This is a genomic window from Micromonospora reichwaldensis, assembly GCF_031845925.1.
GTDB classification, from domain to species: Bacteria; Actinomycetota; Actinomycetes; order Mycobacteriales; family Micromonosporaceae; genus Micromonospora; species Micromonospora reichwaldensis.
In genome coordinates, this window is record NZ_JAVRFL010000064.1 from 1 (window position 1) to 11,905 (window position 11,905).

An 11,905-nucleotide genomic window follows, 5' to 3' on the forward strand; every position below is an offset into this window, starting at 1 on the left:
CCAGCACTGCGCCTGCGGAGGCGCCGGCTGCCACCAGCACTGCGCCTGCGGAGGCGCCGGCTGCCACCAGCACTGCGCCTGCGGAGGCGCCGGCTGCCACCAGCACTGCGCCTGCGGAGGCGCCGGCCGCCACCAGCACCGCCCCGGCGGAGGCGCCGGCCGCCACCAGCACCGCCCCGGCGGAGGCGCCGGCCGCCACCAGCACCGCCCCGGCGGAGGCGACCGCGGGTCAGGTGCCCGCCCCGCGCGAGGAGGAGAAGCCGTGACCGAGAGCGAATTCCTCGTCGAGGTCCGCGACCTGAAGGTGCACTTCCCGATCCGCCGGGGGGTGATCCTCGACCGGACTGTCGGCCACGTGAAGGCCGTCGACGGCGTCGACCTCAGCATCCCGCGCGGCAAGACGTACGGCCTGGTCGGCGAGTCCGGCTGCGGCAAGTCGACGCTGGGGCGGGCGCTGCTCCAGCTCACCCCGCCCACCGGCGGCGAGGTCCGGTTCGACGGTGTCGAGCTGACGAAGCTGCCGGCGGGCAAGCTGCGGTCGATGCGCCGCCGCATGCAGATGATCTTCCAGGACCCGATGTCGAGCCTGGACCCCCGGCAGAACGTCGAGTCGATCCTCACCGAGGGCCTGCAGGCCCACGGCATCGGCGGCAACCGGGACGAGCGGCGCCGGGTCATCGGCGAGACCCTGGACAAGGTCGGCCTGCCCCGCTGGGCGCTCTCCCGCTATCCGCACGAGTTCTCCGGCGGCCAGCGGCAGCGCATCGGCATCGCCCGGGCGCTGGTGCTCGGGCCCGACCTGATCGTCGCCGACGAGCCGGTCTCCGCGCTCGACGTGTCGATCCAGGCCCAGGTGGTGAACCTCCTCGACGACCTCCAGGACACCCTCGGCCTGACCTACCTGGTGATCGCGCACGACCTCGCGGTGGTCCGGCACATCTCCGACACCGTCGGCGTGATGTACCTGGGCGCGCTGGTCGAGGAGGCGCCGAGCGACCGGCTCTACACGGAGCCGATGCACCCGTACACGCGGGCGCTGATGTCGGCGGTGCCGGTGCCGGATCCGGACGTGGAGGACCGCCGCGAGCGCATCCTGCTCGCCGGCGACCTGCCCTCACCGGCCAACCCGCCGGCGGGCTGCCGGTTCCACACCCGCTGCCCGTGGGCGCAGCCGACCCGCTGCGCCGACGAGCGGCCCGCGCTGCGGGATGTCGGCGGCAGCCGGGTCGCCTGCCACTTCGCCGAGCGGATCGCCAGCGGGGAGCTGCGCCCGCACAAGGTCAGCGTGCAGCTCACCCGCCCGCTCGGCGAGGGCGAGGAGCCACACACCGTCTCCGCCCCCAACGAGCCCGGCTCGTACGTCTGATCCGCGTCGCGGACGCGGCCCCCGTCGAGGGGCCGCGTCCGGGCGGTCGGCGGGTCAGCCCTCCGGGCGGTGCAGGAGCGCGACCGCGATGCCGTGCACCGCGTCCAGCCCGGCCGGGTCGGCCAGCGCGACCGTGCCGCCGGTGACCCTGTACCACTCGTCGGCGTCCCGGTACTGCACCGTCAGCGTCACCTGGCCGTCGGCGTACGCGGTGCGCAGGGTCAGCTCGCCGGTCACCACCCCGACCTCGTCGGTCATCACCCCGCCCGGGCCGGGCACGACGTCGGCCGTACGCTCCCGCGCGGCGGTCGACGTGCCCTCGGCGTCGGCGGCCATCCCGGCCCCCGGCACACCGGTGGTCGTGCCGGCCGCGCCGTCCGCCGTCATGCCGGCCGTGGTCGGCCCGGCCGGCGCGCTGCCGGTGGCCGCCGCCGCGTCCTCCCCGGTGGCGTCCGGCGTCTGCTCCGGGGCGGGGGTCGCCCCGGCTCCGGTCACGGCTTGCTCGCCCATGTGCAGCCCTCCAGCATGTCGGTCAGGGCGGCCTTCTCGGCGCTGGTCACCGTGAGCCGCCAGTGGTGCTTGACCGTCACCCAGTTGTCGGCGTACTGGCACCAGAACGACCGGTTCGCCGGCTTCCACTGGGACGGGTCCTGGTCACCCTTTGCCCGGTTGGAGGACGCGGAAACCGCGATGAGCTGCGGCCGGTCCAGGTCGTTGGCGAACTCGCCACGCTTCGCGTCGTCCCACTCGTCGGCGCCCGAGCGCCACGCGTTCGCCAGCGGCACGGTGTGGTCGATGTCCACGTCGGACGGGTCGGTGAACGCGCGGTCGTCGTAGACGCTCTCCCAACGGCCGCCGACCACGTTGCAGCCGGAGAGCTTGATGTCCTCCCCGTCGCGTTTCAGCACGCTGTCGCGTACGTCGCAGTTCTTGCCGGTGTCCCGCCAGTGCGGGAAGCGGCTGCGGCTGTAGCCCTTCATCGACCCGGCGGTGGCCACGGTGAGTTGGGTCAGCTTCTGCGCGGCGTTGCCGCCGCTACCACCGCTGCTCGGCGCGACGTCCGGCTCATCGACGGCGGCACAACCGGCCGCGCCGAGCGCCAGCGCCGCGGCGAGCGCGGCCGTCACTGCGGCGCGCGGTCCTGATCTGGTACGCACAGACGACACCTCTCCAGCTTGCGGGCTCCCGGCGATCCCGCACAGTACCCGGGCCGGGTTTCGGCGATTCGTGGCGTCTCTCATATCGTGCGGGGCAGATTGGACGCCATGACCGAAACCACGCCCGCGCTCCGGCTGGGCACCGCGCACGGGCGGGGCACCCTGCTCGCCGCCGTCCTCGCCTCCGGCATGGTCTTCCTCGACACCACCGTGGTCAACGTGGCGCTGCCCCGCCTCGGTGCGGACCTGGACGCGACCGTCGCCGGTCTCCAGTGGACGGTCAACGGGTACCTGCTGATGCTGGCCGCCTTCGTCCTGCTCGGCGGCGCCCTCGGCGACCGCTTCGGGCGGCGGCGGGTCTTCCTGCTCGGGGTGGTCTGGTTCACCCTCGCGTCGCTGCTCTGCGGCCTGGCCCAGGGCACCGAGTGGCTGATCGCGGCCCGGTTCCTCCAGGGCGCCGGGGGCGCGCTGCTCACCCCCGGCTCGCTGTCGGTGCTCCAGGCCAGCTTCCACCCGGACGACCGGGGCCGCGCCATCGGCGCCTGGTCGGGGCTCTCCGGCGTCTCCACCGCGCTCGGCCCCTTTCTCGGCGGCTGGCTGGTCGACGCGCTCTCCTGGCGGTGGATCTTCTTCCTCAACCTGCCGCTGGCCGTGCTCGTGGTGCTCGCGGCGCTGCGCTGGGTGCCGGAGAGCCGGGACGAGGCCGCGTCCCGCACCGGGGGACCGGGGCGTCACCGCCGCCGGTTCGACGTGGCCGGCGCGCTGCTCGGCGCGCTCGCCCTGGCCGGCGTCACGTACGCGCTGATCGACGCCCCCGTCCGGGGCCTCGACTCGGTGCCGGTGCTCGTCGCCGTGCTGGCGGGCGTGGTCGGTGCGGTGGCCTTCGTGCTGGTCGAGCGGCGCCGGGGGGACGGCGCGATGCTGCCCACGGGCCTGTTCGGCAGCCGGCTCTTCTCGGTGCTGAACGTCTTCACCGTGCTCGTGTACGCGGCGCTCGGCGGCTTCACGTTCTTCCTCGCCGTCTACCTGCAGAACGTGGTCGGCTGGTCGGCGCTGCTCACCGGGGTCGCGCTGCTGCCGATGACGGTGCTGCTGCTGGTCGGCTCGGCGCGGGCGGGCGCGCTGTCGGCGCGGATCGGGCCGCGGCTGCCGCTGACCGTCGGGCCGGTGGTCGCCGCCGCGGGGCTGGTGCTGCTGCGCGGCGTCGGCCCCGACGCGTCGTACTGGCGGGACGTGCTGCCCGGGGTGGTGCTCTTCGGGATCGGGCTGACGCTGGTGGTGGCGCCGCTGACCGCCTCCGTACTGGCCGCGGTCGACGACCGGTTCGCCGGCGTGGCGAGCGGCTTCAACAACGCGGCGTCCCGGGCGGGCGGCCTGCTGGCGGTGGCCGCGCTCCCGCTGTTGGTCGGGCTCTCCGGCTCCGGCTACGCGCAGCCGGCCGCGCTGACCGGCGCGTACCGGGGAGCGATGCTCTGGTGCGCCGGCCTGCTGCTGGCCGGGGCGGCGATGGCCGCCCTGCTCATCCACCGCCCGAGGGGTAAGGAAGGGCCCCCTGTTAACGCTTCCGGTAGAGGAAGGGCCCCTTCCTAACGCTTCGGGCGGACGCTCGACACTTTGGGCGGGCACGTGGCGAGTGCAGCGCAAGGTGTTAGGAAGGGCCCCCTGCTATGCACTATGCGTTAGCAGGGGGCCCTTCCTTACCCGAAGGTCAGGCGCGGGCGCGGTTGACGGCGCTCGTCACGGCCTTCACGGAGGCGGTGACGATGTTGGCGTCGGTGCCGACGCCCCAGACCGTACGACCGTCGACCTCGCACTCCACGTACGCGGCGGCCTGCGCGTCCCCGCCGGAGGAGAGCGCGTGCTCGTGGTAGTCGAGCACGCGTACCGCCACGCCCACCGACTGGAGCGCGTTGACGTACGCGTCGATCGGGCCGTTGCCGACGGCGGTCAGCGAGCGGGGCTTCCCGCCCAGGCCGACGCGGGCCTCGATCTCGACCTTGCCCTCAGCGGTGCCGATGGCGTAGCCGTCCAGGGCGAGCGCCGGGTCGACCTGGTGGTCGAGCAGGTAGTGCGTGGCGAAGATCTCCCACATGGTGCCCGGGTCGACCTCGCCGCCGTCGTGGTCGGTGACCTGCTGGACCACGCCGGAGAACTCGATCTGGAGCCGGCGCGGCAGGTCGAGCTGGTGCTCGCTCTTCATGATGTACGCGACGCCGCCCTTGCCGGACTGCGAGTTGACCCGGATGACCGCCTCGTAGGTGCGGCCCAGGTCCTTCGGGTCGACCGGCAGGTAGGGCACCGCCCAGGTGTGCTGGTCGATCGGCACGCCGGCCGCCGCCGCGTCCTTGGCGAGCGCGTCGAAGCCCTTCTTGATCGCGTCCTGGTGGGAGCCGGAGAAGGCGGTGTAGACGAGGTCGCCCGCGTACGGGTGGCGCTCGTGCACCGGGAGCTGGTTGCAGTACTCGACGGCGCGCCGCACCTCGTCGATGTTCGAGAAGTCGATCATCGGGTCGACGCCCTGGGAGAAGAGGTTCAGCCCCAGCGTCACCAGGTCGACGTTGCCGGTGCGCTCGCCGTTGCCGAACAGGCAGCCCTCGACCCGGTCCGCGCCGGCCAGCAGCCCCAACTCGGCGGCGGCGACGCCCGTGCCCCGGTCGTTGTGCGGGTGCAGGCTCAGCACCAGGCTGTCCCGCCGGGGCAGGTGCCGGTGCATCCACTCGATCGAGTCGGCGTAGACGTTCGGCATGGCCATCTCGACGGTGGCCGGCAGGTTGACGATCAGCTTGCGGTCCGGGGTCGGGTCGATGACCTCGATGACCTTGGCGCAGACCTCCAGCGCGTACTCCAGCTCCGTGCCCGTGTAGGACTCGGGCGAGTACTCGTAGTGGATGTCCGTGTCCGGGGTGTGGATCTCCGCGTACTTGCGGCAGAGCCGCGCGCCCTGGGTGGCGATGTCGGCGATGCCGTCGCGGTCCAGCCCGAAGACCACCCGCCGCTGGAGCGTGGAGGTCGAGTTGTAGAAGTGCACGATGGCCCGCCGCGCGCCGCGCAGCGACTCGAAGGTGCGGTCGATCAGGTGCTCCCGGCACTGGGTGAGCACCTGGATCGTGACGTCCTCCGGGATCAGGTCCTGCTCGATGAGCTGGCGTACGAAGTCGTAGTCCGTCTGGCTGGCCGAGGGGAAGCCGACCTCGATCTCCTTGTAGCCCATCTGCACGAGCAGCTGGAACATCCGGCGCTTGCGCTCCGGCGACATCGGGTCGATCAGCGCCTGGTTGCCGTCGCGCAGGTCCACCGCGCACCAGCGCGGCGCGGCCTCGACGTGCCGCGTCGGCCAGGTGCGGTCGGGCAGGTCGAGCCGGAACTGCTGGTGGTACGGCTGGTAGCGGCGGTACGGCATCCGGCTGGGGCGCTGCCGGGCGATCGGGTCGGTCTCAGCGTCGGCGATGGGTTGAGCCATGACGGAGTGCTCCCTGGAACATGTGGCGTCAGCAATCGGAAGGTGTCGGCCAGGTGCCGGGCGACGGTGCCCGGGCGGTTGCCGATGGGAAGTTTCGGATGTGCTGGACGGCGCGGTTCGACTCCGCGACGAGGTGCCGGCCTTCAGGCCTCGTCGCGGCGACCAAGGAGAAGGTACGCCCGCCACATGACCAGGTAACCCTACGTGGCGGGCCGGGGTGCGGGAAGGTCGGTCCGGACTATGAGACGCACTTCGCAGCCTGGCTGGTCAGCAGCAGGTCGGCCAGGGGGAGTCGGCGGCGCAGGCCGGTCTCGGAGCGCAGCAGGTCGGCGGGGAGGCTGAGCGGGTCGCCGAGCTGCCCGACGGCCGCCACCACGTGCGGTCGTACGTCCGCCGGCAGGTCGAGGTCGGCGGCCAGGCCGGTGTGGTCGAGGTCGTGCAGTTGGCGTACGTGCAGGCCGAGCGCGGTGGCCTGCACGGTGAGGTGGGCGACGGCCTGGCCCAGGTCGTACGCGTGCCCGGCCGGTCCGGTCCGGTGCGCGCCGAGCAGCAGGGCGGCGGCGCGCTGCGCCCACCGCTGGTCGGCCTCCGGCAGGTTGACCAGGATCCGCTTGAACGTCTCGTCGTCGCGGTGCCCGAGCGCGAACCGCCACGGTTGGGCGTTGCCGGCCGAGGGCGCCCAGCGGGCCGCCTCCAGCAGCGCGGACGCGTCCTCGCGGGACAGCTCCGCCACCGGGTCGAAGGACCGGGGGCTCCAGCGGAACGCGAGCAGCGGGGTGAGGTCGGCCATGAGGCAAGTGTCCCGTAAGGGCGATTCAGTGGTTAAGGGCGGGATGTCCGAATGTGGCGAACGGCACCCGTAACGTCGCGGGCGGTCACGGCGTTTCCGCGCTCGGGCTCGTGGTCGCCTCCGTGGTCGGATCCGGAGCAGCCGTGCCGAGCGGCTCGGCGTCGACCACCGGCCCGGCCAGCTGCACGGTGGCCGGGGCGGGCGCGGGCGTCCCGGCGAGGATCAGCGTGCCGGACGCGGTGCGCACCGCCGTGGGCGTGCCGTCGGCGTCGTAGCAGTAGATCCCCACGTCCAGGGGCGCGTTGATCGACGCCGAGGTGGTCTCGACCGAGTAGCAGGCGCCGGACACGCCGGGTGGCGGCTCGGCGGGGGATACGGCGAGCGGGGCCCGGCGGTCGGTCAGCACGTCCAGCCAGTCGGTGAATGCGTGCTGCACCCGGGGGTCGAGCCGGCGGGGCACGGCCTCGTCCCGGTCGCCGAGGCGGACGCAGGTCGCCGGCTCGGGCCGGGTGGCGGACGGCAGGGCGCACTGGAACAGCCCGTCGGCGGTGGCGGCGAACGAGACGTCGGCGGTCCCGCCGAGCGCGCCGCCCGGCACGTCGACCCGCCAGCTCCCGTCGTTCGCGCTGGTCACCAGGATCGTCCGGTCCGGGGACTCCGGGGCGCGCAGCGTGTAGCTGGCGACCAGGTGCCGGTCCTGCGCGGCGGCCGCCAGCGCCGCCAGCTCGTCGCGCGCCGCGTCCACCCCCGCCGGCACCGGTGTCGAGGTGGGCGTGGGCCGGGTGGCCGGTTCGTCGGCGGTGCAGGCGACGAGGAGCGCGGGCAGGGCGAGCGCGAGCGGACCGGCCAGGCGTCGGGCCGGGCGCACCGGCGGGCGCGCGGGCTTCGCGGGAGGGCCGGCCGGGCGGAGATGGGCGTACACGGGGCCATTCTGCGGCCCGGAAACGACGCGCGGGGGCCCTGCCACGCGCGGCGCCCCGGCGTGTCGCGCACCACCCCGCCCCGGGCTGCCGGGCCGGATCGTGGGATCACCTGACCCGGCCGAGTCGCCCGACCGATACCCTGGGTGCGTCTGACACGCGCCGCCGGCCCTGATCCGGCGGCGTCGGCACGCTCAGGGTCGTCGCTGGGAGGGAGTGCACCGTCGTGGCACTCGTGGTGCAGAAGTACGGCGGGTCCTCCGTCGCCAACGCGGAGCGGATCAAGCGGGTGGCCGAGCGCATCGTCGCCGCGCGCAAGGCCGGCGACGACGTCGTCGTGGTCGTCTCCGCCATGGGGGACACGACCGACGAGCTGCTCGACCTGGCCAACCAGGTCAGCCCGTTGCCGCCGGGCCGCGAGCTGGACATGCTGCTCACCGCCGGGGAGCGGATCTCCATGGCGCTGCTCGCCATGGCCATCCACAACCTGGGGTACGAGGCCCGCTCGTTCACCGGCTCGCAGGCGGGCGTGATCACCACCTCGGTGCACGGCCGGGCGCGGATCATCGACGTCACGCCGGGGCGGCTCAAGGGCGCGCTCGACGAGGGCGCGGTGGTCATCGTCGCCGGTTTCCAGGGCGTCTCGCAGGACACCAAGGACGTCACGACGCTGGGCCGGGGCGGCTCCGACACCACCGCCGTGGCGCTCGCCGCCGCGCTGCACGCGGACGTCTGCGAGATCTACACCGACGTGGACGGCGTCTTCACCGCCGACCCGCGGATCGTGCCGAACGCGCGGCACATCACCCAGATCACCTACGAGGAGATGCTGGAGCTGGCCGCCTGTGGCGCCAAGATCCTGCACCTGCGCAGCGTGGAGTACGCCCGCCGGGCGGGGTTGCCGATCCACGTCCGTTCGTCATACTCGACCAACACCGGCACGATGGTCACCGGATCGATGGAGGACCTTCCCGTGGAGCAGGCACTGATCACCGGGGTCGCGCACGACCGCAGCGAAGCCAAGATCACGATCGTGGGGGTGCCCGACGAGCCGGGCGCCGCCGCGCGGATCTTCGACACCGTGGCCGGCGCCGAGATCAACCTCGACATGATCGTGCAGAACGTCTCCACCGAGGGCACGGGCCGCACGGACATCTCCTTCACGCTGCCCAAGGCCGACGGCCCGACGGCCATGGCCGCCCTGAGCAAGATCCAGGAGTCGGTCAAGTTCAAGGGACTGCTCTACGACGACCACGTCGGCAAGGTCTCGCTGATCGGGGCCGGCATGCGCTCGCACCCCGGCGTCGCGGCCGGCTTCTTCGCCGCCCTCGGCGCGGCCGGGGTGAACATCGAGATGATCTCCACCTCGGAGATCCGGGTCTCCGTGGTCTGCCGCGACACCGACCTGGACGCCGCCGTGCGCGCCATCCACGAGGCCTTCGACCTCGGCGGGGACACCGAGGCCGTCGTCTACGCGGGGACGGGACGGTAGCCACCGTGTCGCCGCTGCCCACCCTGGCCGTGGTCGGGGCGACCGGTGCCGTCGGCACGGTGATGTGCGAGCTGCTCAGCGGCCGCAAGAACGTCTGGGGCGAGATCCGGCTGCTCGCCTCCGAGCGCTCGGTCGGGCGGCGGCTGCGGTGCCGGGGCGAGGAGCTGACCGTCCAGGCGCTGACCCCGGAGGCGTTCGACGGCGTCGACGTGGCGATGTTCGACGTCCCGGACGAGGTCTCCGCGCGGTGGGCCCCGATCGCGGTCGGCCGCGGGGCCGTCGCGGTGGACAACTCCGGCGCCTTCCGGATGGACCGCGACGTCCCGCTGGTGGTGCCGGAGATCAATCCCGAGCAGGTACGCAACCGGCCGAAGGGGATCATCGCCAACGCCAACTGCACCACGCTGGCGATGATCATCGCGATCGCCCCGCTGCACCGCGAGTACGGGCTGCGCGAACTGGTGCTCGCCTCGTACCAGGCGGCCTCCGGTGCCGGCCAGAACGGCGTGGACACCCTGCACGCCCAGCTCACCAAGATCGCGGGGGACCGGATGCTCGGCTCCCGCCCCGGCGACGTACGCCAGGCGGTCGGCGACGACGTGGGCCCGTTCCCCGCGCCGCTGGCGCTCAACGTGGTGCCCTGGGCGGGTTCCCTGGCCGACGCGGGATGGTCGTCCGAGGAGATGAAGCTGCGCAACGAGTCGCGCAAGATCCTCGGGCTGCCCGACCTGAAGGTCTCCGCCACCTGCGTACGGGTGCCGGTGGTGACCGGCCACTCCGTCGCGGTGCACGCGGTCTTCGCCACCGAGGTGGACGCCGAGGGCGCCCGCGAGGTGCTGCGGAACGCGCCCGGGGTGATCCTGGTCGACGACCCGGCTTCGGGCGAGTTCCCGATGCCGATCGACGCGGTCGGCACCGACCCCTCCTGGGTGGGCCGGATCCGCCGCGCCGTCGACGACCCCCGCGCCCTGGACTTCTTCGTCACCGGCGACAACCTCCGCAAGGGCGCTGCCCTGAACACGGCCCAGATAGCCGAACTCCTGGCCAAGGAACTCACCCCCCGCTGACGCCACCCGGCACGTCGCACGGCGGCGTGCCGAGGCCCTGCCGCAAGGGTTTGCCCGCGTGGCGCTCCGTGGCCCTGCCGCGTGGTGCGACGACGCTCTGCCCGCCCGGCGTGGCGAGGGCCTGCCCGCCCGGCGCTCCGAGGCGCTGCCGGCGCGGCGTGCCGAGGGCCTGCCCGCGTGGCGCTCCGAGGTGCCGCCGCGCGGTGCGACGGCGCTCTGCCCGCGCGGCGTTCCAGGGCTCCGCTCGCGCGGTGCGACGATGCTCTGCCGTGGGTGTGCCCACGCCCGTCCGGAGCCGCCGTGCCCCGACTGGAAAGAGCGCCGGGCGGCGCCGAAAATGGTCGGCCAGCAACTGTGATCTCGAAGTGTGCAATTTCCAATCGTGGAATTTCCACGGCCGGTCTGCCCGCCGCTCGGCGCCCGCGTCGTGATGTCGACAGTCACGCGCGTTGCTGCCCGAATCGCCGCGTGGACGCGCCATGTCGCGCACTGCGGCAGTCGATGTTGCAGCGGCGACACGCCGGAGCGGGAGGATTTTTCGCCGGCTCCGGCCAGCGCGGGCCGCCGGGACCGATCGTTGGCCGTCGATGGGTTCCGTCGGTCGCCCCCGCCCCGCCGTACGCCTCCGGGGCGTCGGTCGGCCCGCCGTTTGCGCTCAGAAAGCGGCATTCGCCGGTATCGATTGCAGATGCTCCAGGTGTCGCCAGTTCGGCATCGGCCGTTGCCCCGAGGTGGAGCTACCTGCCGGTAATGTCCTTTTGACTCCCGGCCGTCGACGCTCCCGCCGGGCCGTCAACTGACTGTCGAATAATCCTGAGCCGTCCCCCCGTGAAACCTCACGTTCGGGGGATCCGGTTCGGGCTGTTCGGGCCATCGGGGTCGATGCGGTCGAGTGTCGATCGGACGCTCGGTCGCCGCGTGATCACGCTGGGATGAAACTTTCTCCGGACGGAGCTGGTGGATCAACCTTCAAAAGGTTTAAATGGGGCGAAGGGCCGAAGGGGTGTGGCATTGCCTCATGTTCTTGCGTCGATGTGTTTCATCCCGTTGCAGGTCCGGCTCCGTGGGTTGAGGTATCCCGCCCGATCGGGAAACCTGTAGCCGACTCGGCCGCCAGTGTCGGCCGATCAGCGCTACCGGTTTTCTCCATCGGGAAAACCTCCGAGTTGCTGCCTGCTGGTCCGGGCCGGATTTCGGGAGAAGCGCAAATGGAAACCCCTCGTTGCAGCGGGGGGTTTCTGTTTTTCGGTGCGGATCGACAATTCCGGCCGCCGCACGGGTTCGCGCAGGACGTACGTACGGTTTTCCGCACCGGTTCCGCGCATTGACGACGACGGTGTCCGGCGGCGGCTGTCCCGGCGTTTCAGCTTGGTTCACGCGCTTCAGTTGGGCCGGTTCCGTGCCCGATGATGGTCGGGTACCGCCGGACACTGGCTGCAACCAGGGGCGGTACGCGGGCCCGCGTCGCGGGCCCGCGCTGTGCGCAACAACCGACTCCCCCGGGAGGCCCGGACCAGCACCACCGGGGCGACGTACGCCAGGCGGTCGGCGACGACGTGGGCCCGTTCCCCGCGCCGCTGGCGCTCAACGTGGTGCCCTGGGCGGGTTCCCTGGCCGACGCGGGATGGTCGTCCGAGGAGATGAAGCTGCGCA

Annotated in this window: 9 protein-coding genes and 2 pseudogenes; 6 read left to right on the forward strand and 5 right to left on the reverse strand. The window is 72.8% G+C overall.

Annotated features, from left to right (window positions below):
• Positions 1-266, forward strand: a pseudogene (locus RM555_RS30510) (hypothetical protein); the annotation flags it as partial.
• Entirely contained in the window at positions 263-1,366 is a 1,104-nt protein-coding gene (locus tag RM555_RS30515; protein WP_311414950.1) for an ABC transporter ATP-binding protein, read from the forward strand. The pseudogene RM555_RS30510 and the gene RM555_RS30515, both read left to right, overlap by 4 nt.
• 54 nt (positions 1,367-1,420) lie before the next feature.
• On the opposite strand, the gene RM555_RS30520 is transcribed toward RM555_RS30515, so the two are convergent.
• Both RM555_RS30520 and RM555_RS30525 read right to left on the reverse strand, forming a co-directional pair.
• On the reverse strand, positions 1,421-1,876 hold the full coding sequence (locus RM555_RS30520; protein WP_311414951.1) for a hypothetical protein: 456 nt from the start codon (positions 1,874-1,876) through the stop codon (positions 1,421-1,423).
• Complete coding sequence (locus RM555_RS30525) at positions 1,858-2,523, reverse strand: HNH endonuclease family protein (RefSeq protein WP_311414952.1); 666 nt, start codon at positions 2,521-2,523, stop codon at positions 1,858-1,860. The genes RM555_RS30520 and RM555_RS30525 overlap by 19 nt, the downstream gene beginning before the upstream one ends.
• 108 nt (positions 2,524-2,631) lie before the next feature.
• Here RM555_RS30525 and RM555_RS30530 point away from each other — a divergent pair, with 108 nt between their 5' ends.
• Complete coding sequence (locus RM555_RS30530) at positions 2,632-4,113, forward strand: MFS transporter (protein ID WP_311414953.1); 1,482 nt, start codon at positions 2,632-2,634, stop codon at positions 4,111-4,113.
• 118 nt (positions 4,114-4,231) lie between these two features.
• On the opposite strand, the gene leuA is transcribed toward RM555_RS30530, so the two are convergent.
• The 3 genes from leuA to RM555_RS30545 all read right to left on the reverse strand — a co-directional run bounded on the left by leuA (position 4,232) and on the right by RM555_RS30545 (position 7,695).
• A complete protein-coding gene (gene leuA, locus RM555_RS30535) occupies positions 4,232-5,983 on the reverse strand; it encodes a 2-isopropylmalate synthase (RefSeq protein WP_311414954.1) in 1,752 nt (583 codons plus the stop codon).
• 238 nt (positions 5,984-6,221) lie between these two features.
• The gene (locus tag RM555_RS30540; protein WP_311414955.1) at positions 6,222-6,773 is read right to left on the reverse strand and encodes a nitroreductase family protein; all 552 of its coding nucleotides are present in this window, start codon (positions 6,771-6,773) and stop codon (positions 6,222-6,224) included.
• An 85-nt stretch (positions 6,774-6,858) separates the two neighbouring features.
• On the reverse strand, positions 6,859-7,695 hold the full coding sequence (locus tag RM555_RS30545; protein WP_311414956.1) for a hypothetical protein: 837 nt from the start codon (positions 7,693-7,695) through the stop codon (positions 6,859-6,861).
• Positions 7,696-7,919: 224 nt separating this feature from the next.
• Between RM555_RS30545 and RM555_RS30550 the strand changes: the two genes are divergently transcribed.
• From RM555_RS30550 to RM555_RS30560, 3 genes and pseudogenes are all read left to right on the forward strand, one after another.
• Complete coding sequence (locus RM555_RS30550) at positions 7,920-9,185, forward strand: aspartate kinase (RefSeq protein ID WP_121401692.1); 1,266 nt, start codon at positions 7,920-7,922, stop codon at positions 9,183-9,185.
• Between the two features lie 5 nt (positions 9,186-9,190).
• On the forward strand, positions 9,191-10,252 hold the full coding sequence (locus RM555_RS30555; RefSeq protein ID WP_311414957.1) for an aspartate-semialdehyde dehydrogenase: 1,062 nt from the start codon (positions 9,191-9,193) through the stop codon (positions 10,250-10,252).
• 1,526 nt (positions 10,253-11,778) lie between these two features.
• Positions 11,779-11,905: pseudogene (locus RM555_RS30560) on the forward strand (aspartate-semialdehyde dehydrogenase); the annotation flags it as partial.